Below are 19,665 nucleotides of genomic sequence, written 5' to 3' on the forward strand. Positions count from 1 at the left end.
CGTTCCGCCGCACGGGTGGCGCGGAACTCCTCGATAGTGGGGACGTAGGTCTTGTACTGGCCGTGACCATCGATTGCCTTGCCTGGCATAGCTTCCAACATGGTGATCTCCCGGTCTGCTCAGCTGATGCGGGTGATGCCGCTCTCGTAGTCCGATTGGCCGACCGTCCAGGGCAGGATGTCGGTGCCGTGCTTGAGCAGCGACGGCCAGGATCGTTCGTCTCGGGAGCCGCGCCAGGCAACCATCTCGACGATGCTGGGGTGTTCTTCTGCGGCTGCATCGCCGTAGCCGCGGAGCCCAAAGCCGAACTCGGGCCAGCGCAGCAGCAGCGACGAGCCGGTGGGGCGGAGCTTGCGGCCGCCTTGGGCTTCGCCGACGTGACCGACGTGGGCCTCGAGGATGAGCGTGAACTTGTACTTGACGCGCAGCTGGTCGAGGGCGTCGACGAGGGCTTTGGCTGCGGGTTCGTCGCGGATGTCGAGTTTGCTCAGGCGGTAGAGCGGCCCGGCGACAACGAGGTCGGGCGCGGCGGCGGCGATCTTCGCTTCGATGCGGCCGAAGTCGCGCGGGTCGGCTAGGTCGAGTCCGGCCGGCGTGATGATGAACCGGAGTTGGTCTTTCCAGTCGATGGGCGCGAGTGCGTGGGTTTCGCGCAGGTGGTTGATCGCGCCGACGTAGCGGCGGTAGCGGCGGCGGATTTGGCGGGTGGAGTTCTCGGCGTCGATGACGAGCACCCGGAACCCTTCACGGCTGAACAGTTCGCCGGTGAACGGGTGGGCGCCGCCGGCGACGGCGAGCGCGATCTGGGCGAGCAGGGTGGACTTCCCGACGCCTTCGAACGCAGTGATCATGAGCCGGTCCATGCGCTCGAGGAGGTTCGGCACCAGCCAGGCGTAGGGCTCGTCCGGCTCGTCGAGCAGCTCCTGCAGGCTGGTGGGTGGCTGGGCGACCGCGGGGGTGAGCGCTTCGGCGGTAGCGGCGAGCCCGGTGACGGCGGCTTGGACGATGGCAGCCACGTCCTCGGGTTCGGTGGCCGTTTCGAGGCGTTGGCCTAGCCGGGTCGCGACGATGTCGGCTTCCCGGATCGTGAAGCACATGGCGACTTGCTCGGCGTAGTGATCCCAATCGCTGAGGGGCGGCGAATTGGACGCGCAGGCGAGCACGAATTGCCGGGCGCGTTCGGCCTGGTCGGCGATGTCGATGGACGAGGCCACGTCAGCGGCGATGACGAGCGGGTCGAGCGGGATGCCGCGGCGGATGCGGTCGCGCACCACGGTCACGACGGGCTCCATGCTGGCCGCCCACGCCTGCGCTGGGATGCTCAAGAACTTGTCACGGACCGCGGGGTGCCCAGACAGCGTCATCTCGAGGAGTCGCCGTTCGGCGATGAGGTCATGCCGTGCGCTCATAGCCGCGACTCCTCTTCTCCTGGATGGTCGGCAACGCCTTGGGGTTGAGGCAGGGGCACAGGTCATGGCAGCCCGCTTGGCGGTGCTGGATGCTGGGAGCGATCTCGGGGCCGCCAGCGCCGAGGAAGGTCGCGATGGGCTGGTGGTAGTGGCCTTCGACGCGGTCGATGCGTTCCCAGATCCGAGCGAGGATCCGTTGTGACTGAGCGAAGAGCCACGCGCTGGTGACTACCAGCGGTTGGAAGTCTTCGGCTTCGACTTGGGTGGCGAGGATGGCAGCAACGTTGAGGCCTTCGTCGTCGACGGCGTCGCGGTGGGCAAGGGCGCAGGCTTGGACGTTGGCCGGGTAGGTGCCGGACACGGCGAGCAGGTCAACCTCGAAGCGGCCGACCTGCCACCAGCGGCCGGTGTCGTCGAGTTGGCGAATGACGATCACCGTTCCACCAGCCTTCCGGTTTTCGGGTCGCGCTTCGTGTGGGCCGGGAGGCCGTCGGCGGAGACCTGCCCGTTGCGGCCGGCGGTGACGGTGAGTTCCCTGTCGATGCTGACGTAACCCTTGGACCCTGCGGCCGTTGCGGCGACGAGGACACGGGCGGGGTCGTTCTTGTCGAGCAGTTCCTTGGCGAGCTTGGCGACCTGGCCGATCTGACTCTTGGACGGCTCGACGCCGTTGGCCTTCGCTCCGTCGATCCAGGCTGCCGTGACGCTCTGCGCGGAGACACTCGGCGGCGGCGAAGCTGCCGAGTCTTTTTTCTTTGTGGAGTAAGGAGCTAGGAGCATGGAGCTAGGAGCAGGCGCGCGCACGCGAGTAGCCGATAGATCATCCAGGTCCATCGACAATGCATTGTCGATGGATTCCGGATGCATAGTCGACGGCTCAACCGATAGGTCACCCGACGTCGTAACCGATAGAACAACAGGCTCCTTAGCCAGTAGCTCAACGGCTCGAACTGAGTCCCATCCGCCAAGGTCCGGGAAGTCGTCGCGGAGGCGCTTCAACTCGTGCACGACGACGCCTCGCAACCTCGACGAGGCCACCAGCGCGAACGCCTTCGCCATCGCCGTGGCCATCCGCTCGCGCCCCATTAGGCCGTCATTCCTGACGAAGCTGCGGACGAGGCACTCCTCCGTGTCCTCGTCGATCACGAGATACCGGCCAGCAACCAGCTCGGCTGCGGCGGCCTCGACTGCTTCGACAGTCCAGCCGCGGGCGAGGGCGGCGATGCGGCGCGGGCGCCAGTCGGCAACCCCGCAGTAGCTCAAGGTCGGTGACGTCATGATCAGCATGTACGCGTGCTGCGCGGCAGGTGTGAGAGCGCGGAAGTCGTCATCTGACCACATCGACAATCGGACCTGAGCATGTTCCCTGGCCAAGAGATGACCCTTTCTCAAGTGTGGGCGGGGCCGGGCCGAAGCCCGGCCCCCGATGGTGCGGCGTCCACAAGGGACTATGCAGACTCGGCCAGGCCGGCGCGATCGTGCAGGAACCCGACGACGTAGCCGACGGCCACCGGGTCGGTCCCGACGATCGCGACGTCGCCCCCGCGGCGCCAGGCCAGCATCCGAAGACAGCTGAGTGCTGCACTGTCCGGCCAGTCGGTGTCGATCTCCACCTCGACGGAGAGGTGCTTGGGGATGGACCTACCCGGGTCTGCACACAGTTCGGCGAGCGCGAGACGGACGACCGCCGTGCCGTCGGCGGGCGCGCTCACGATTCGCTCGACTCGAGGTCGGGTGCCTGGTCGTCGAGCACACGGTCGGCGGCCGGGGCGTCATCGAACTCCGCGACCAGCGCGCGAACGGTCTCCGCGAACTGGGCCTCGTACGCGGCCCGAACGACCGAGTCGTGCTGATACAACGCACCCCTGCTGGGGAGCAGGCGGCCGCTGACGAAGCACACGACGCCCAGCAACGCCGGGCCGCCGAAGTCCAAAATCGAGGTGATCATCGGTGGGCTCCGAACTGCTTCACCGAGATCTTCGCGTCCGGCGATAGGTCGACAAAGATCCCAGCCTCGACGCCTTCCGTCACGATGCGCGGGAGAGCGAGCGCAATCGCCTGAACGAGTGCCTCGTACAGGAACTCCGGGTCCACCTGGCCGGCCACCGCCTGTGCGGTGAGACGTGCCCCAAGCTCGAACTCCGCGTCACCAGGCGCCACCTCGGGGACGCCGTAGGAGAAGCCCTTCTCCTCGGTGGCGACGAGCATCCACAGTGGCGCGTGCCCTTTGCTGCCGTCCGGCCTCGTGCACACCCCTACGGGCTGCTCGGGGCGGTCGTTGCGCACCTTGCTGACCAGCCAGCGGGTAAAGAAGGGCAGCGCCACGGGCCGGTTGATGTAGGGATCGCGCCTGACTTCGGCGTGATGGTCAGCGAACGCCGTGGCGAACTCGGTGGCAGTGAACTCCGGCGGGAGTAGACCGTCGAGGTTGTGGTCCATCGCGGTCTGGAAGTCGGCGATCCAGGCAGCGGACTTCGTGTCGTTGGTCGTCATTGCGTGTCTCCCTGGGGAAAGTGGTGGGCCTGGTCGGCGAGGTGCGGGTCCGGGACGACACGCAGAAGGCGTTTAGCCTCGGACTGGTCGGGGTCGAGCGCGCCTGGGTCTCGCCGGAATCCCATGTGCCGCGCGACAGCACCCCAGTCGGTGACGTCGAACGACGGCTCGTCGTGCCGGCGTGCGTCGGTGTGGACGTATCGCCACGAGGTCCATTCGGCGCCGCTGGCGCCCCAGTCCGCCCACGCGGCGAACGTCGTGACCTCGAGCACCTGGCCGTAGACACGCTGGCCGTCGTCTTCCCGGTAGACGCGATTGCCCGCACCGACATGCAAGTGGTTGCGGTTGAACCAGAACGGCAGGCAGAACTCCCCGCCCCTGGCGGTGATGTTCTGCCGGAGCCGGTCCGCGCTCAGGGCACCCCAGCGGTCGTCGACGCGCTGCGAATAGAGGAACGCGAGGGTGAGATCTTCCAGCGCGGCCTTGAGGGCATGGACCTCGGCCATGGGAACCGTGATCATTTGGTCGGTCACGCGGCACGCCCGATCTGGCGGCGGCCTGGACCGAACCAGCGGGTCAGGTAGTCGCGCAGAGCAAGTTCAGCTTCCTTGCCAGGGATCACCTTGGTGTGGAAGCGAGCTCGACCACCGTGCACACCGTTGGGTGTCAGCTCGAGGAACCGCTGCCCCGAGGCCGTCGGGTGCCGGTGCTCGTGGCCGTCCTTGAAGACCGGCTTGCCGTCCTTGAACAGCTGGTTGCCCGCGCGGTCCAGTTTGGGGCGGGTGAGCCGCTGGTTGATCAGCAGGCCCGCGCGCTTCCGGTCGTACATGCACTCCCAAAAATCGTCCTCGGGGACGTGAGAGAACCAGGTCTTGCGCCACGTCGTGATGACGATCGCCTCGGCGTGCTCGTACTCCTGGTTGCGCCGGTACTCCAGTTCGGCGCGATGCTCGGCCAGCTCGCGCGCTACCTGCTCGGCATCGGCGCGGTCTTCGGCGTCGAGCACCATGCGGGCGAGCATTCGACGGTCCACCGTGCTCACGTCCACTGCCGCCGATCCACCGCCTGCAGGCTCGGCTTCGTAGCCGTCCTGCACCGCGTCACGGACAGCGCGAGCGATGGGCGAGTCTCGGAGCAGCAAGCCGACACGGACGACCGTCCGACGATCGAAGAGCGCCAACTGTGTGGCTCGGGACGAGATCTCACTGAGGGACTTCATGTCCCTGAGTTCCTCGTCTGAGATGACCCGGAAGCCGTTACTGTCCAACTCCTCGCGGTTGCGCTGAACCAGCTTCTTGATCACCTCAGCGCTGACCTCGTAGTAGTTGGCGACGAGCTCGGTGGTGAGGTGGTGTCTGTCCGGCAGAAGACGAAGGGCCTTTACCTTGTCGAGCACGTCCGTGCGATTGCCGAAACGGTCACGCTCGGCCCGGGGCATCGGCTCCGGCTCGCCGCCGGTGTACAGCTCAAGGTCCCTCATCGGACGGCCGCCTTGCTGCCCTTGGGCAGGAGGGAGGCCAGATACTCCTTGATCAGGACCAGCTCCGCGTCATACTGCTCCGGCGTCAACGGTGGCTGGGCGTGCAGCTGTGCAGCCAGCTGGTCGGTCAGCTGGGCAGCCAGCTCGCGGAAGCGGGAGCAAGTGGAGGCTTCGGCCGGCGATGCACCCGTGATCAAGTCGCACAGCTCGGCGGGTATGGCATCATGTTGCGTGAGCACGTGAGTTTCCTTTGCAGGGGTTCGCTGTTCACGGATCCCGTCGGGTGGCTGCCCGGCGGGATCGTCTCGTTGGCGGTGATCATGGGGATCACGCCGCCTTCCGGGTCTTGCCCGGCTTCTCTCCTCTGATGTACGCGTCCAAGTCGGACTGGTAAATCCGCCACTTGCAGTTCAGCCCGCGCTGGTAGCCGCGGAGCTCCTGCCTCTGCAGCGCCCTGAGCAGGGTCTTCGGGTGACAAGCGGCGTATCTGGACGCTGCCGCCACGCTCAACACGGTGGTCTCGGTCATCGTTTGCCCTTCCGCCGATGATCTCGATCTACCGAGGACTGTAGCGATCTTGGCGGTCAGCCGCAACCATCTGGCCGCAGAAACCCCTAAGTTGGCGGTGACGGCTACGGCTTGCGCACTGAGAGTTAGCGGTATTTAGGGTGAATTTGAGCCAAGATGTGGCCAAAAGCGGGCTACTGATGTCTACTAGTGGGCACAGAAGTCCACAGAAGCAAGCAAGGGGAGGAACCCGTGACCGAGGAGACGCAGGGCACGCAAGCAGAGCCGCGCCGACAATACTCACCCGGCAGCTCGCTTCTCGGGCACGCATCTCAGCGCCGTCGAGAAATCCTGGGAGCCACACAAGAAGATGTCGCGGAGCGTTTCGGTGGTCCGTCAGTAGCCAGCTTGCGGACAATCGAAAACTCCCAAGCAGACAACTACAGGGCGAAGACCCTTTTTTCGCTGGACGCGGCCCTAGCGTGGCCTCGCGGGTCATCAATGGCGTTACTGACTGGCGATTTCGAAAGACTCGATCCTGAACACAAAGCCTACATGTCCGATAAATTCGGAGTAAATCTCTACGAGCCATTCGGGCCCACTAATTCGGATTTTGACTTCTTCGTGACAATTCTAATTACGGCGGTATCTGACTCCGACGTCGAAGCATACGACATCCCCGTACGCGCCGCCAGGACGCCAGGCAGCACAGCGAAAGAGAACCAAAAGTCAGAGGCACCCATAGCTGATCAGCAACCCGAACAGCAGGCTGCAATACCTACCACGTCGCCGGTCGATCTGCCGCTCGACACAAAAAGGAAGCCCAACACCTACGAGTACGAACTCCCCCCCAACGACTACCTTGATCTCATCAATAGGCTCAGCCTAGGTCAACTGCGAGGCCTCAAAGACATCGCTCACGGCGCCTTAATACTGAGGGATGAACCGCAATTTGACGAAGATGTTGAGTTCCTCCAGGAGGCAGAAAGAGAACTTGCCGCAGAAAAGTCGGTTAGTGAGATAGAGGCGAATCTAAGGGAAGCTTACACCGACAGTGCTTCCGGAGAACTAATCGACCAACTCTACGCTCAATACAGGGAAGCGCTCGGCGTACTGGGCAGGAACTCGATGATGAACAGCCTGCTCGTAAATGCCGTCGTGAACGTTCGACGAGCAAGGAAATTTGGGATCACCGGAGACACAAAAGCCGGTGACGTGGATGGCTAGCGCGGAGAGACTTCCAAGTAAGCGGTGGCGTGCTCTGTACGTCGACTCGGCCGGCGCGAAGAAGCGCGTGCCCGGGACATTCCCACGCAAGTCCGACGCCCTCGAAGCTGCTCAGGAAGCCTGAGGTTAAGGCCAGGCGCAAGGCCGCGGCAGCAACCGGCACCCTCTCGGCCAAGACCACGTGGGGCGATTGGTGGTCGATCTTCAACAGCGACAGAGTGTTCGAATCGGACACGGGCGGCGTCGAGGCCGCGATCGTCAAGAACTACCTCATGCCCCGGTGGAAAGACGTCGCGCTGAACATGATCGCGCACAACGAGGTGAAGACGTGGGTTAAAGACCTGCAAACAGGGCACGCTCCGAGCGCCGTCGAACGGCAAGGCTCCAAAGCCCCAAGCTACGTCCAGCGGGTGTTCTCGGTTTTCTCGGTCTCGATCACGGCCGCCGTGGACCGCGGCGTGCTGACTGCGTCGCCGACTGCAGGCGTCCGGTTACCCAAGAGGCAGCGGAAACCGAAGAAGGTCATCATGCCGGATGAGGCCGCGACCCTCTCACCGCACCTTGACCAGATCTACCGGGACGCAGTCGACTTCGTCGAGTTGACAGGGCTGCGCCCGAACGAACTCGCCGGACTACACCGGGACCCTGAGCGGATCGACCTGAAGGGCGGCTGGCTCGTCGTCGCCGACGTGTACGTGTTCAAGGCGAAGATGATCCGCGGATACCCGAAGGACCGGGAACCGCGCGTACTGCCGCTGAGCCCCAAGGCGATTGAGATCCTCAAGCGCCAGATGGAACGCCCTGCACTCGAAAACTGCGGCGTCCCGCACATGCGTGACGAGGTATGCAGGCACGACCTAGTCTTCCGCGCTCCCGCCGGCGGCGTCCTGAACCGAGACATCCTCGGGCACCACCTACGCAAGGCAGCAGCAGCCGCGAAGATCGGCGCCAAGCCTCCATACGCACTGAGGCGCGGCTTCGCCACGCGCCTCGGCAGGTCCAATCTGGACATCTTCACGCTGGCCGATTTGATGGGTCACTCGGATATCAATCTCACGCGCGAGTACGTCGGAGAGACCGACGACAAGAAGTCGCGGGTGCTGGCTAGCTTGGGCGAGCCCGTCCCACTGAAGGCCGTGGGATCGCGTGGGACGGACCGTGGGACGGAGGTCGACAACCAGACGTCACCAGAGCCTCCCAAAGATGACGCAAAGCATGTAGTCTGACCAGCAATAACAGTCCTATCCACTACCTCTGACTCCAAGTGAGTCCCACACACGTTTTCCCAGGTCACAGGCGAATGTGGACATGATGTACGTCCACGAGCCGTCGCGGATCCAGCAGTCGAAGGATATTGCGAAGTTCATCCGGGATGCCTCGAACCAGTAGGCGGGCCCGCATCACACCAGGGAGAGCGCGATTCCGTCGAGGATGTCGTGCTCGCTGATGATGAGTTCGGTCGGACCACCGCGGGCGGCGAGTTGCTCGGCGAGGGCGCGCACGATCACGGCGCCGCCCGCGATGACGTCGACACGCCCAGGGTGGATGACCGGGTTCGCGGTGCGTTCGGCGTGGTCGGCGGTGAGCAGGTAGTCGGCGAGGCGGTTGATGTCCGCCGACGTCAGGCGCGAGAGGTGGACGCGTTCCGGGATGTACTCCGGCAGTTCCTGCGCCACCGCCGACAACGTGGTGACGGTGCCCGCGACCCCGATCCACGTCTTCGCCTTGGACACGTCGACGAGCTCGAACGCCTCGGTGAGGATGCCGTTGGCCATCGCCGCCGCTTCGGCGATCTCGTCGGCCGTGGGCGGGTCGGACTGCAGCGCCCGCTCGGTGATCCGCACGCAGCCGATGTCGACGGACTTCGCGGCCGTGACCTCGGCGCGGCGGCCGTCCCAGTTTCCGAGGACCAGCTCGGTGGACCCGCCGCCGACGTCCACGACCACGAACGGCCCGTCGTCCGGATCCTGCTCGCCGACCGCGCCGGTGAACGACAGCCTTGCCTCCTCGTCGCCGCTGATCACTTCGGCTTCGGTACCCAGAATCTCGCGCGTCATCGCGAAGAACTCGTCCCGGTTGCTCGCATCCCGCGTTGCGGAAGTGGCGACCATGCGCACCTTCTCGGCGCCCTTGCGACGCGCGGCGACGGCGTAGTCGACCAGCGCGAGCCGCGTGCGCTCCAGCGCTTCGGGGGCAAGTTTGCCCGTAGCGTCGACGCCCTGACCGAGCCGCACGATCCGCATCTCGCGGTGCAGGTCACGCAGATCGAACGTGCCATCGTGGCGCGGCGTCAGCTCCGCGACGAGGAGGCGGATGGAGTTGGTCCCACAGTCGATCGCGGCTACACGAGGCATGCCGCCACCCTAACCAACCGGCGCAGGTAGACGCTCGTGAGTGTTCCGGCCGGTTAGAAGCGGCCGGAACACTCACGAGGTCGTAGTCGCCGACGGATTGCTCGAGTCGACCGGCGGCGGTGTCACGGAGGCCGTCGGCTGACCGCAGATCGGCAACGGCGTCGTAGTGGTCGTCGTCGGCGGCGTAGTGGTCGGCGTCGTCGTCGGCGGCGGTGTCGTCGTGAGCGGTGTCGTCGGAGTCGGCGTGGTCGTCGAGGTCACGCAGGTCGGCGTGGTCGTGGGCGACGTCGTCGACGAACTCGAGGACGTCTTGCTCGTCGTCGGCGGCAGCCAGGTCGCCGGCGGCGGCATCGTGGCTGTCACGGGTGGCACCGGCGGCGGCACCGCGGGCGGACCCGCCGCGACGACGGCACCGTTCGGCGCACCGACCGGCACCTTGCTGTCCGGCGTCTGCAACACGCCCGACCGGTACGCCTGCGCCCACAGCAGCACGGTGTTCACGTACGTGTCGGAGTTGTTGTAGCGGTAGATCGCCGCCTTCAGCTGGTCCGGGTTCGCCAGGTCGAGCCCGCCGGAGCAGAGGTAACGTCCTGTCGCCAGCGATGCGTCGAAGACGTTGTTCGGGTCGGACACGCCGTCGCCGTTGCCGTCGGACGCGTACTCGAGCCAGGTCGCCGGGAGGAACTGGCTGGGGCCGACAGCGCGGTCCCACACCTTGTCGCCGTCGTAGCGGCCCTGGTCGGTGTCGGGGATCGCGGCGAACGGCCCCGAACCGTCGAGCACCGGGCCCAGGATCGGCTCGAGCGTGGTGCCCTTGGCATCGACGTAGCCGCCGCGCGCGTGGTTGGACTCGATGCGGCCGATGCTGGCGATCAGCGCCCAGTCGATATGGCACTTCACCTGCTCGGTCGCCATGATCGCCGCCGCGTTCTTGTACGCCGCGAACGCGGTGACCGGGATCCCGAGCGGGCCGTTGGGCAGTTCGTACGCGGGCAGGGGCAGCGGGATCGGTGCGTTCGGGAGGCTGCCGTCGACCGCGATCTGCTGGACACCGGGGTTGTAACCGCCGGTCAGCGGGACATCGCCGACGTAGACCGTGCTGGCGACGTTGACCCAGTTGGCCGCGCCACTGCCGGCGACGAGCGCGGGAACCACGGCGAGCACGCCACCGGCGACGGCAAACAACGTCCGGTGACGCAGCCCAACCCTCCGGGCGACACCGCCGATCGCGCCTGGCATTCGCGTGAAGCGCACGCCTCAAACCTTCCGTAGTTCACCCGTATGGGTCGATGGTCGTCCACAACGTGTGAAGACCTCGTACCGCTTGAAATATCTCCGCCGGAGTCTTGATCGTTACCGACGAGTACTAACGGTGAACGACAGTTGTCGGTTAAGAAGCGCAGTCTCCGGAGGGCCAGCCCTCGGCGCGCAGGAGGGCGAGCGTCTCGTCTCCGAACGGGTTCACGCCCGGCCCGCAGGCAAGCGTGTGCCCGAGGTGGACGTGCAGGCACTTGACGCGGCCGGGCATGCCGCCGGCGCTGACCCGGTGGCCGAGCGGGTCGATGGCGTCGCGCTCGGCGAGGTACGCCTCGTGCGTGCGCAGGTACGCCGCGGCCAGCTCCTCGTCGGTGGACAGCCGCTCGGTCATTTCGCGCATGAGGCCCGAGGCCTCGAGCCGCCCGACCATGGACGACAGTTTGGGGCAGGTCAAGTAGTAGAGCGTCGGGAACGGCGTGCCGTCTTCGAGCCGCGGGCTGGTCTGGACGACGGACGGGTGCCCGCTCGGGCACCGCGCGGCAACGGCCCGCAACGCACGGGGCGGCCTGCCAAGCTGGGCGGCGATGACCTCCCGGTCGGCGTCGGTGACGGCTTCAAGGCGGGGCAGTTCCGTGCTACTCACGAGGTCATTCTCGCAAACCAGGCTCAGCCGCCCGAGCCGGACACCTGGTCCCACAGTCGCGAGTACCACGGACCGTCCGGTGCGGCCGGCTGATCGGGGACCGAGCCCTGGTCGGCTGCCTTGTCCTCGGGCAGCTGGACCATGTACGGCGTTTCGCCCGGCATCACGAACCGCAGCCGACGCCGGGCCTCGGCCTCGACCTGCGCCGGATCGGCCAGCTCGGCCTTGCGGGCCTGGAGCTGGGCGACCTCGGCCTGCAGCGCGGCGTGCCGTGCCTGCTCGGTCGTGACGTCGGATCGCTGGCTGAGGTACGTCCGCAGCGGGACGGCGATGGTGAACGCGAGGGCGCAGACGACGATGGCGACCACGGCGGCGCGTCGCGTGTTGGACATGCCGAGCACCCGCGCCGCACCCGAAGCGCGCTTCGCGCTCAGGCCGCGGCGAAGGCGAGTTTTGGTCTGCCCGACCGATTCGCGGCGCGAACGCTCCGGGCGGCGGGCCCGGACAGGTCCGGCGCCCTCCGCCCGGCCGCCTCGGCGGCTACGCGCTCTCCCGCGGTCAGCCATCGTCTTCTGGTGTCTCTCAGGCTTCCGGCGTGAACCGCGGGAAGGCCAGCTCGCCGGCGTAGCGAGCCGCGTCGGCGAGGGTCTCCTCAATGCGCAGCAGCTGGTTGTACTTGGCGATGCGCTCGCCGCGGGCCGGGGCACCGGTCTTGATCTGGCCGACGCCGGTGGCGACCGCGAGGTCGGCGATGAAGGTGTCCTCGGTCTCGCCGGAACGGTGGCTCATCATCGACTTGTAGCCGAACGACGTCGCCAGCGAAATCGCGTCGAGGGTCTCCGACAGCGTGCCGATCTGGTTGACCTTCACCAGCAGCGCGTTCGCCGCGCGGCGGGTGATGCCCTCTTCGAGGCGATCCGGGTTGGTGACGAACAGGTCGTCACCGACGAGCTGGACCTTTTCGCCAAGCTGGGCGGTGAGGTCGACCCAGCCGTCCCAGTCGTTCTCGTCCAGCGCGTCCTCAATGGAGACCATCGGGTAGTCGCGGACGAGCTCGGTGTAGTACGCGATGAGCTGCTCGGCGCTCTTCTTGCTGCTTTCGAAGGTGTACGCGCCGTCGGTGTAGAACTCCGACGCTGCGACGTCGAGCGCGAGCGCGATGTCGCGGCCCGGCACGTAACCGGCCTTCTCGATCGCTACGAGGATCAGGTCGAGCGCTTCGCGGTTGCTCGGCAGGCTGGGCGCGAAGCCGCCTTCGTCGCCGAGCCCGGTGGCGAGGCCGCGGCCCTTGAGCACCGACTTCAGCGAGTGGTAGACCTCGGTGCCCCAGCGCAGGGCCTCGCGGAAGGTTTCGGCGCCGATCGGCGCGATCATGAACTCCTGGATGTCGACGTCGGTGTCCGCGTGCGAACCACCGTTGAGGATGTTCAGCATCGGCACCGGGAGGACGTGCGCGTTCGGGCCGCCGAGGTAGCGGAACAGCTCCAGCTCGGAGGACTCGGCGGCAGCCTTGGCCACGGCGAGCGAGACACCCAGGATCGCGTTGGCGCCCAGGCGGCCCTTGTCCGGCGTGCCGTCGAGGTCGACCAGCTTCTGATCGACGATGCGCTGGTCGACAGCCTCGACCCCGATGAGGTCCGGGCCGATCTCGTCGAGCACCGCGGCGACGGCGCGCTCGACGCCCTTGCCGTTGTAGCGGGCCATGTCGCCGTCACGGAGTTCGACGGCCTCGTGCTCACCGGTCGACGCCCCCGACGGAACGGCGGCACGCGCCAGTGTCCCGTCGTCGAGTGCCACCTCCACTTCCACCGTCGGGTTGCCACGCGAGTCCAGAATCTCGCGTGCGCCTACCTGCTCGATGACCGCCACGTCCATGCTCCTCATGCTCATCGGGTGTGTCAGTGAAGTGGGGTTTTACCGCCTCGACGGCACCCAGACTAGCCGTCGACGCAGTTCACCCGTTGGAGGCACGCACGGACGCCGTGTTGATCCCTGAGCTACCGCGGAGTTACCGGCGGGTTCAGGCTTCCGGCCGAATCTCACGCCAGCCCGACGGCAGCTCGACGACGTCGGTGACCTGCTGCCAGAACGTCCAGCTGTTGCCGCCGACGTCCGGCACGGTGAACACCCGCGCGCCGTACGGCTGGTCCTGCGGCTGGGGAACGTCGGCGTCTTCACCGAGCGCGGCCACGACGCGGGCGTACTGCGCGTCCGCGTCGTCGACGTACACGATGTTCAGCTGCCCGACCGGACCGTCGACGCCCTTCGCTTCCCAGTACTCGGGACCGACGCCGGCCAGCTGGAACTCGCCGTCGCCGACGGTGACCGAGGCTTGGAACACCACCCCGGCCGAATCGACGTACCGGACCTTCTCGCTGAAGCCGAAGACCCGGATCAGCCAGTCCAGCGCCTCTGTCGCGTCGGCGTAGTACAGGTACGGCGCGATGCCCAGGTAACCGGCGCTCGGTGCCTCCGTCTGCTCGCTGCTCATGGCCGAACAGTGCACCATGGCCGAATCTTCGGTCGAGAAAGACCCCGAAAATGGGTAAAGTCGGGGGAACCATGATGGACGAAGAAGCCGCACCGGACGACTCCGGAGAAGCCCGGTTTCTGGCCTTTCGTCACGCTGAGGCGCTGGTGGAACGACGGCGCCCGCTGGACGCGTTGAAGGCTTTGGAGCCCCTGCTCGACGCCGAATCCGACAAACCGAGCGTGCAGCTGCTCGCCGGTCGCGCGTACTTCCATTCGGCCCAGCTCAGACGCGCGGAGCGGGCACTCACCAGGGTCCTCGAGCTCGATCCCACCGACCACTACGCGCGGTTCTTGCTGGGCCGGACGCTACAACGGGTCGGCCGGTTCACCGAGGCGCTCGCGCAGCTCCGGATGGCGTCGGCGATGCACCCCGTGCCCGCGTACCTGGAAGCCATCAGCGAACTCCGCGCCCGGATCGCGCTGAGCGACTAGCACACCAACACAGAGGAGGGCGACAAGACCAGATGACCTACCCGGCGGTGCGATGGGACAAAACGGTCAACGCGGCGACGATAGCGCTGAGCTCGACGGCCGGAGAAAGGTCCTCACTCACAGTGAAGGACAAGCAGGGGGACGTCGTCGCTATCCTGGACTTCTCCGCCGGCGGCGAGCTGCTCGAGATAGAACTTCTGGTTGCCGATGAGCAGTTGCCGAGACCCCTGCGCGACCAGGGTTGACCGGACGACCATCCGGCGAAGGACTGCGGTGCGTGCCCGGCGACAACCGGGCACGCACCGGAACCGTGCAACTATCGGACGAACGCGGTCACCACGGATCCGTTCTCGTTGGCCGCGACTCCTATCCGCTAGCCAAGGTACAACCAGGTATTCTTCGGCGGCCCTTGCCAACTGGCGCTACCGCAGTTGTAATGCACCACACTCTCCACCTCGACTTGCGCATATTTACCATAGTCAATTCTCCTGCCTTATCTCTTCGACCGGTGATCAGCGCTCTTTGGTCACGCACACGGCCGGCATGCACCACCGTCGTGCTGGACGTATCCTTCGACCGTGACGCTGCCGTCCCTGCAGGACACCGTCCAATGAGCGTGCGAGTAGGTCGTTGACGGGTTGAGCGTGTCACCGCGGGAACCGCTGACATGCAGTGGCACCGACGAGTGAGGCACGGATTCGGCCGCGTTCGCAACCCCACCCAACGCGGCGGCCGCGAAGACTGCGGCAGCGCTGGCATAAATAAACCCTCCGGCAGACTCATTTCCGCACGAAATCAATTACCCGGAAGCCGCAGAACTTGCGCTACGAATTTTCGGGGCAGGCATTGCGGTACACGCGGAGATCAGGTGTGGCGTTGTTACGTGTCGTGAAGGCCACCTTCACGGCGTAAGGCGTACTCAACTTGGCCTTCACAACGTCCCTGCCCTGCCGAAACTGCCCTCAGGAGCCCCAACAGTCACATCACGAGGCCGGACCGGCAGCGGCGTAGGTGTCGGCGGCGGTGAAAACGTCCTGGGCGTACTCGACGGTCGGGTGGTAGACGCGCAGTGCCTTCCACCAGCCACCCGGGGTCGCCAGGTCGTCGTTGCCACCGCAGAGATCACGGGCGGCGATGAACGCGGAGTCGTCGACGCTCTGCGGGTCCGGCTTGCCGGGGTCACCGCTCGCCCGCTCCGCCCAGTGCGACCACACCGACGGCAGCAGCTGCATCGGGCCGATCGCGTGGTCCCACGTCGAGTCGCCGTCGAGGTTGCCGCCGTCGGTGTCAGGGACGGCGTCCACACCCCCACCGCCGTTGAGCGCGGGTCCGACGACCGGTTTCACCAGGTCGCCGTTCGCGGCGACCTCGGCGCCGGCGAAGTGCCCGCGCTCCGCCTCGACCGTGCCGATCCCGGCGAGCGTGGTCCAGGACAGGTGGCAGCCCGGCTTCTGCGACCGCATCCACATCTCGGCGCGGCCGTAGCCGGCCAGCAACCGAGCGGGCACCTTCGTCGTGGCCGACACCTTCACTGCCCACGCGTCGAGTTCCGGCTGGTCAGACACCTTGGGCCGGTCCACAGGCGCGGCGATCGCCGGGCGCGGTGCCGCGACACCCGGCTGCGGCCTCGGGTCGCGAACGGCGACAGCGGGCGTCGGCGCCGGCTGCGCGGCGGGCGCGACCTGGTCTTCCGGATGGATACCGATGGTGAGGATCAGCACGAGCCCGGTGACGATGAGCGCCCCGGCGAAAGCGACCGGACCGACGAACCGGCGCGGCGGTTGTTCCGGCGATTCGACAACCGGACGGGTGGGATCGACCACCCGATCAGGTTACGTGGCTCGACAAACCCGAAACGGCCCCTGCTGCCGCCAAAATCACAAAATTTGTTATCGAGCCGTGCACAACCTACTGACCTGCGGTTACCCTAACCTAACTAGGGTGAAATGACTGTTATGACCGGTTAGTCCCGAGGATCGGGGCTAGCCCGGGCTGGACTTACAGGTGAGCCTTACCTAAAACCGTCACGACGGGGTTCACCGCACGTTCACCGGACAAGGAGGCAAACCGTGCTTTTCTCGAGTGCGCTCATCGGCCTGCGCGAGGGTCTGGAGGCCGCGCTCGTGGTGAGCATCCTCGTCGCCTTCCTGGTCAAGACCGACCGCAAGAAGTCCCTGCGCTTCGTGTGGCCCGGCGTCGGCGCGGCGGTCGTGCTGTCGGTCGCCTTCGGCGCAATCCTGACCTTCACCACCGCCCAGCTCGACTTCGAACACCAAGAGCTGCTCGGCGGCGGGCTGTCCGTCATCGCCGTGTTCTTCGTGACCGCGATGATCTTCTGGATGCGCAAGGCGTCGCGCAGTATCGCCGCCGAACTCCGCGGCAAGATGGACCACGCGCTCGACGTCGGCCCGTGGGCGGTGCTCCTCCTGTCGTTCCTCGCCGTCGGCCGCGAAGGCCTCGAGACGGCCGTCTTCTTCTACTCCGCCGTGCAGACAGCGCAGAGCGGCACCACACAGCCGTTGATCGGCTTCGCCATCGGGATCGCGCTCGCCATCGTGCTGGCGTACCTGCTCTACAAGGGCGCGGTGCGGTTCAACATCAGCAAGTTCTTCATGGTCACCGGGGTACTGCTGGTGTTCGTCGCGGCCGGCGTCCTCGGTTACGGCCTGCACGACCTGCAGGAGGGCGCGTTCCTGCCCGGCCTGAACACGCTCGCCTTCGACGCCTCGAACTGGCTGCCCGAGACCTCCTGGTACGGCGCGCTCCTCAAGGGGATCTTGAACTACTCGCAGCAGACGACCGTGGTGCAGGCCGTCGCCTGGGTCGCCTACGTCGTCATCGTGCTGCCCCTTTTCCTCAAGCCCAGCAAGCAATCCGCCCGGCGGGAACCCGCCGTGGCGAGCACGAAGGAGTGACCGTGTCGAAGATCCGCCGAACCCCGCTGGCCGTGATCGCCAGTGTGAGCGCGTTGGCCGCGCTCACCGCTTGCGGCAGCAAGGACGCACCCGCGGGTGCCGCCGGCGGCCCGATCACGGTCGAAGCCTCCGACGCGTCGTGTGCTGTCTCCACCGGCACGGCCGCGGCCGGCAAGGTGACCTTCGAGGTGACCAACAAGGGTTCCAAGGTCACCGAGTTCTACGTCTACGCCGAGGGCGACCGCATCATGGGCGAGGTCGAGAACATCGCGCCCGGCCTCAACCGCCGGCTGATCGTCGACCTCAACAACGCCGGCAAGTACCAGACGGCTTGCAAGCCCGGCATGACGGGCGACGGCATCCGCTCGGCGTTCACCATCACCGGTGGCGCGCCGGCCCTGACCGACGAAGGCACGTTGAAGGCGCAGGCCACGAAGAGCTACGCGGACTACGTCACGAACAACGCCACCGCGCTCGAAGAGCAGACCGGCAAGTTCGTCGACCTGGTCAAGGCCAAGGACGTCGCCGGCGCCAAGGCCCAGTACGCCGCCACCCGCGTCTACTACGAGCGCATCGAGCCGGTGGCCGAGAAGTTCGGCGACCTCGACCCGCTCGTCGACGCGCGTGAGGCCGATCTGAAGGCTGGCGACAAGTTCACCGGTTTCCACCGGCTCGAGAAGGACCTCTGGGTCAGCGGCCTGCAGCCGGACAGCGCGGCGATCGCCGACCAGTTGCTCACGAACACCAAGGACCTGGTCGCCAAGTCCAAGGCGATCCAGCTGACCGCGTTGGACCTGGCCAACGGCGCCAAGGGCCTGCTCGACGAGGTCGCCACGGGCAAGATCACCGGCGAGGAGGAGACCTTCTCGCACACCGACCTGTGGGACTTCCAGGCGAACGTCGACGGCTCGCAGGCCGCGATCAACTCGCTGCGGCCGATCCTGCAGCAGGGCGACCCGACCCTGCTGTCCACTTTGGACAAGGAATTCGCGAACGTGGACGCGCTGCTGACCAAGCAGGTCTCCGGGGCCGGCTTCAAGCTCTACACCGACCTTTCGCAGGACCAGATCAAGGAATTCGCCTCGGCGGTCGACGGCCTGAGCGAGCCGCTGAGCAAGGTCGCGGAGGTCGTCTCCAAATGAGTGACGCAGAGCGGACACCGGTTTCCCGCCGTCGGCTGTTCGGCATGGCGGGAGCCGGTGCCGCTCTCGTCGGCGTCGGAGCGGCCGCGGGCATCGGTATCGACAAGGTCAACGACGGCAGCCCGGCGCAAGCCGCGACCACCACGGTCGACTTCCACGGGGTGCACCAGGCCGGGATCGTGACGCCGACCCAGCAGAACCTGCACTTCGCCGCGTTGGACGTCACCACGACGGACAAGGGCAAGCTCGTCCAGCTGCTTCGCGCGTGGACGGACGCGGCCCGGCGGATGACGGCGGGCCAGGAGGTCGTGCCGGGTGGCGCGGTCGACGGCGCGCCCACCGCGCCGCCCGGGGACACGGGCGAGGCGCTGGACCTGCCGGGGTCGGCGCTGACGCTGACCATCGGGTTCGGGACGTCGTTGTTCGACGACCGGTTCGGGCTCAAGGCGAAGCGGCCGGCCCAGCTCGTCGACCTGCCGCTGTTCCCGAAGGACAAGCTCGACCCCGAGCGCAGCGGCGGGGACCTGTGCATCCAGGCCTGTGCGAACGATCCGCAGGTCGCCGTGCACGCGGTGCGCAACCTGGTCCGGCTGGGCTTCGGGGTCACCGAGGTGCGCTGGTCGCAGCTCGGGTTCGGCCGCAGCTCGTCGACGTCGAGGGCGCAACTGACGCCGCGCAACCTGTTCGGGTTCAAGGACGGTACGAACAACATCAAGGCCGAGGACACCGACATCCTGCGCGACCAGGTGTGGGCGACCGCGGCCGACGGCCAGCCGTGGATGGCGGGTGGCTCGTACCTCATCGCGCGGCGCATCCGGATGCACATCGAGACGTGGGACCGCGAGACGCTCGACGGCCAGCAGCAGATCATCGGCCGCACCAAGGGAAGCGGCGCGGCGCTCGGGCAGACGGCCGAGTTCGACCCGATCGATCTGCATGTCCACGGTCAGGGCGGCGACCCGATCATCCCGGTCGACTCGCACGTGCGCCTGGCGTCGGACGAGACGTTGAACGGCGCGAAGATCCTGCGTCGCGGCTACAACTTCGTCGACGGCTCCGACGGCGTCGGGCATCTCGAGGCGGGGCTGTTCTTCCTCGCGTTCAACCGGGACACGCGCAAGCAGTACATCCCGATGCAGAACGCGCTGTCGTCGTCGGACGCGATGATGGAGTACGTGCAGCACACCGGCTCCGCGCACTTCGCCGTCCCTCCGGGCGTCAGCGACACCGGCTACTGGGGCGACGGCTTGTTCACGTAGGCGACAGTGGGCGGC

General features: G+C 66.6%; 24 protein-coding genes. 7 read left to right on the top strand and 17 right to left on the bottom strand.

Going from position 1 to position 19,665, the window contains the following annotated elements:
- Positions 1-119: 119 nt before the first annotated feature.
- From JWQ81_RS08655 to JWQ81_RS08700, 10 genes are all read right to left on the bottom strand, one after another.
- Positions 120-1,409: an AAA family ATPase gene (locus tag JWQ81_RS08655; protein ID WP_297539416.1), complete on the bottom strand. Its 1,290-nt coding sequence runs from the start codon at positions 1,407-1,409 to the stop codon at positions 120-122.
- Positions 1,393-1,845 (bottom strand): hypothetical protein, encoded by a 453-nt coding sequence (locus JWQ81_RS08660; protein ID WP_297539418.1) that lies wholly within the window; start codon positions 1,843-1,845, stop codon positions 1,393-1,395. Before JWQ81_RS08660 ends, JWQ81_RS08655 begins: the two co-directional genes overlap by 17 nt.
- Entirely contained in the window at positions 1,842-2,783 is a 942-nt protein-coding gene (locus tag JWQ81_RS08665; RefSeq protein WP_297539421.1) for a hypothetical protein, read from the bottom strand. Before JWQ81_RS08665 ends, JWQ81_RS08660 begins: the two co-directional genes overlap by 4 nt.
- Positions 2,784-2,857: 74 nt before the next feature.
- Complete coding sequence (locus tag JWQ81_RS08670; RefSeq protein WP_297539422.1) at positions 2,858-3,121, bottom strand: hypothetical protein; 264 nt, start codon at positions 3,119-3,121, stop codon at positions 2,858-2,860.
- Positions 3,118-3,357, bottom strand: coding sequence for a hypothetical protein (locus JWQ81_RS08675; protein ID WP_297539424.1), 240 nt, complete (start codon positions 3,355-3,357; stop codon positions 3,118-3,120). Before JWQ81_RS08675 ends, JWQ81_RS08670 begins: the two co-directional genes overlap by 4 nt.
- Positions 3,354-3,902 (bottom strand): hypothetical protein, encoded by a 549-nt coding sequence (locus JWQ81_RS08680; RefSeq protein WP_297539426.1) that lies wholly within the window; start codon positions 3,900-3,902, stop codon positions 3,354-3,356. Before JWQ81_RS08680 ends, JWQ81_RS08675 begins: the two co-directional genes overlap by 4 nt.
- On the bottom strand, positions 3,899-4,435 hold the full coding sequence (locus JWQ81_RS08685) for a hypothetical protein (protein WP_297539428.1): 537 nt from the start codon (positions 4,433-4,435) through the stop codon (positions 3,899-3,901). Before JWQ81_RS08685 ends, JWQ81_RS08680 begins: the two co-directional genes overlap by 4 nt.
- A complete protein-coding gene (locus JWQ81_RS08690) occupies positions 4,432-5,382 on the bottom strand; it encodes a hypothetical protein (RefSeq protein WP_297539430.1) in 951 nt (316 codons plus the stop codon). Before JWQ81_RS08690 ends, JWQ81_RS08685 begins: the two co-directional genes overlap by 4 nt.
- Positions 5,379-5,621 carry a hypothetical protein gene (locus JWQ81_RS08695; RefSeq protein WP_297539435.1) on the bottom strand — a complete coding sequence of 81 codons (243 nt, stop codon included), beginning with the start codon at positions 5,619-5,621 and terminating at the stop codon, positions 5,379-5,381. The genes JWQ81_RS08690 and JWQ81_RS08695 overlap by 4 nt, the downstream gene beginning before the upstream one ends.
- Before the next feature lie 88 nt (positions 5,622-5,709).
- Positions 5,710-5,910, bottom strand: a complete 201-nt coding sequence (locus JWQ81_RS08700; protein ID WP_297539437.1) for a helix-turn-helix domain-containing protein — start codon at positions 5,908-5,910, stop codon at positions 5,710-5,712.
- A gap of 231 nt (positions 5,911-6,141) precedes the next feature.
- Here JWQ81_RS08700 and JWQ81_RS08705 point away from each other — a divergent pair, with 231 nt between their 5' ends.
- The gene (locus JWQ81_RS08705; RefSeq protein ID WP_297539440.1) at positions 6,142-7,116 is read left to right on the top strand and encodes a hypothetical protein; all 975 of its coding nucleotides are present in this window, start codon (positions 6,142-6,144) and stop codon (positions 7,114-7,116) included.
- Positions 7,117-7,334: 218 nt separating this feature from the next.
- A complete protein-coding gene (locus tag JWQ81_RS08710) occupies positions 7,335-8,342 on the top strand; it encodes a tyrosine-type recombinase/integrase (RefSeq protein WP_297539441.1) in 1,008 nt (335 codons plus the stop codon).
- Between the two features lie 174 nt (positions 8,343-8,516).
- Here the strand turns inward: JWQ81_RS08710 and JWQ81_RS08715 are convergent, their stop codons facing one another.
- The 6 genes from JWQ81_RS08715 to JWQ81_RS08740 all read right to left on the bottom strand — a co-directional run bounded on the left by JWQ81_RS08715 (position 8,517) and on the right by JWQ81_RS08740 (position 13,861).
- The gene (locus JWQ81_RS08715) at positions 8,517-9,470 is read right to left on the bottom strand and encodes a Ppx/GppA phosphatase family protein (RefSeq protein WP_297539443.1); all 954 of its coding nucleotides are present in this window, start codon (positions 9,468-9,470) and stop codon (positions 8,517-8,519) included.
- Positions 9,471-9,542: 72 nt separating this feature from the next.
- Positions 9,543-10,724: a lytic transglycosylase domain-containing protein gene (locus JWQ81_RS08720; RefSeq protein ID WP_297539445.1), complete on the bottom strand. Its 1,182-nt coding sequence runs from the start codon at positions 10,722-10,724 to the stop codon at positions 9,543-9,545.
- Between the two features lie 136 nt (positions 10,725-10,860).
- Positions 10,861-11,370, bottom strand: a complete 510-nt coding sequence (locus JWQ81_RS08725) for a DUF501 domain-containing protein (RefSeq protein WP_297539447.1) — start codon at positions 11,368-11,370, stop codon at positions 10,861-10,863.
- A 23-nt stretch (positions 11,371-11,393) separates the two neighbouring features.
- Positions 11,394-11,762, bottom strand: a complete 369-nt coding sequence (locus tag JWQ81_RS08730; RefSeq protein ID WP_297539449.1) for a septum formation initiator family protein — start codon at positions 11,760-11,762, stop codon at positions 11,394-11,396.
- 190 nt (positions 11,763-11,952) lie between these two features.
- Entirely contained in the window at positions 11,953-13,239 is a 1,287-nt protein-coding gene (gene eno / locus JWQ81_RS08735; RefSeq protein ID WP_297539499.1) for a phosphopyruvate hydratase, read from the bottom strand.
- Positions 13,240-13,390: 151 nt separating this feature from the next.
- The gene (locus tag JWQ81_RS08740) at positions 13,391-13,861 is read right to left on the bottom strand and encodes a VOC family protein (protein WP_297539451.1); all 471 of its coding nucleotides are present in this window, start codon (positions 13,859-13,861) and stop codon (positions 13,391-13,393) included.
- Positions 13,862-13,932: 71 nt separating this feature from the next.
- Here JWQ81_RS08740 and JWQ81_RS08745 point away from each other — a divergent pair, with 71 nt between their 5' ends.
- Positions 13,933-14,334, top strand: a complete 402-nt coding sequence (locus tag JWQ81_RS08745) for a tetratricopeptide repeat protein (protein WP_297539453.1) — start codon at positions 13,933-13,935, stop codon at positions 14,332-14,334.
- Positions 14,335-14,366: 32 nt separating this feature from the next.
- A complete protein-coding gene (locus tag JWQ81_RS08750) occupies positions 14,367-14,579 on the top strand; it encodes a DUF2283 domain-containing protein (protein ID WP_297539455.1) in 213 nt (70 codons plus the stop codon).
- A gap of 738 nt (positions 14,580-15,317) precedes the next feature.
- On the opposite strand, the gene JWQ81_RS08755 is transcribed toward JWQ81_RS08750, so the two are convergent.
- On the bottom strand, positions 15,318-16,157 hold the full coding sequence (locus tag JWQ81_RS08755) for a murein transglycosylase (RefSeq protein ID WP_366942273.1): 840 nt from the start codon (positions 16,155-16,157) through the stop codon (positions 15,318-15,320).
- A 246-nt stretch (positions 16,158-16,403) separates the two neighbouring features.
- Between JWQ81_RS08755 and efeU the strand changes: the two genes are divergently transcribed.
- From efeU to efeB, 3 genes are read left to right on the top strand one after another with little or no spacing between them, the layout of a single operon-like run.
- A complete protein-coding gene (efeU, locus tag JWQ81_RS08760) occupies positions 16,404-17,249 on the top strand; it encodes an iron uptake transporter permease EfeU (protein ID WP_297539457.1) in 846 nt (281 codons plus the stop codon).
- A 2-nt stretch (positions 17,250-17,251) separates the two neighbouring features.
- Positions 17,252-18,391, top strand: a complete 1,140-nt coding sequence (gene efeO / locus JWQ81_RS08765; protein ID WP_297539460.1) for an iron uptake system protein EfeO — start codon at positions 17,252-17,254, stop codon at positions 18,389-18,391.
- Positions 18,388-19,650, top strand: a complete 1,263-nt coding sequence (efeB, locus tag JWQ81_RS08770) for an iron uptake transporter deferrochelatase/peroxidase subunit (protein WP_297539461.1) — start codon at positions 18,388-18,390, stop codon at positions 19,648-19,650. Before efeO ends, efeB begins: the two co-directional genes overlap by 4 nt.
- Positions 19,651-19,665: the final 15 nt, after the last annotated feature.

The organism is Amycolatopsis sp., from assembly GCF_025464955.1.
Lineage (GTDB): Bacteria > Actinomycetota > Actinomycetes > Mycobacteriales > Pseudonocardiaceae > Amycolatopsis.

Coding starts and splice junctions, on each gene's coding strand:
- JWQ81_RS08740 (WP_297539451.1), bottom strand. CDS start 13,861: ATGAGCAGCGAGCAGACGGAGGCACCGAGCGCCGGTTACCTGGGCATC.
- efeB (WP_297539461.1), top strand. CDS start 18,388: ATGAGTGACGCAGAGCGGACACCGGTTTCCCGCCGTCGGCTGTTCGGC.
- JWQ81_RS08730 (WP_297539449.1), bottom strand. CDS start 11,762: ATGTCCAACACGCGACGCGCCGCCGTGGTCGCCATCGTCGTCTGCGCC.
- JWQ81_RS08745 (WP_297539453.1), top strand. CDS start 13,933: ATGATGGACGAAGAAGCCGCACCGGACGACTCCGGAGAAGCCCGGTTT.
- JWQ81_RS08750 (WP_297539455.1), top strand. CDS start 14,367: ATGACCTACCCGGCGGTGCGATGGGACAAAACGGTCAACGCGGCGACG.
- JWQ81_RS08690 (WP_297539430.1), bottom strand. CDS start 5,382: ATGAGGGACCTTGAGCTGTACACCGGCGGCGAGCCGGAGCCGATGCCC.
- JWQ81_RS08700 (WP_297539437.1), bottom strand. CDS start 5,910: ATGACCGAGACCACCGTGTTGAGCGTGGCGGCAGCGTCCAGATACGCC.
- JWQ81_RS08680 (WP_297539426.1), bottom strand. CDS start 3,902: ATGACGACCAACGACACGAAGTCCGCTGCCTGGATCGCCGACTTCCAG.
- JWQ81_RS08715 (WP_297539443.1), bottom strand. CDS start 9,470: ATGCCTCGTGTAGCCGCGATCGACTGTGGGACCAACTCCATCCGCCTC.
- JWQ81_RS08675 (WP_297539424.1), bottom strand. CDS start 3,357: ATGATCACCTCGATTTTGGACTTCGGCGGCCCGGCGTTGCTGGGCGTC.
- JWQ81_RS08655 (WP_297539416.1), bottom strand. CDS start 1,409: ATGAGCGCACGGCATGACCTCATCGCCGAACGGCGACTCCTCGAGATG.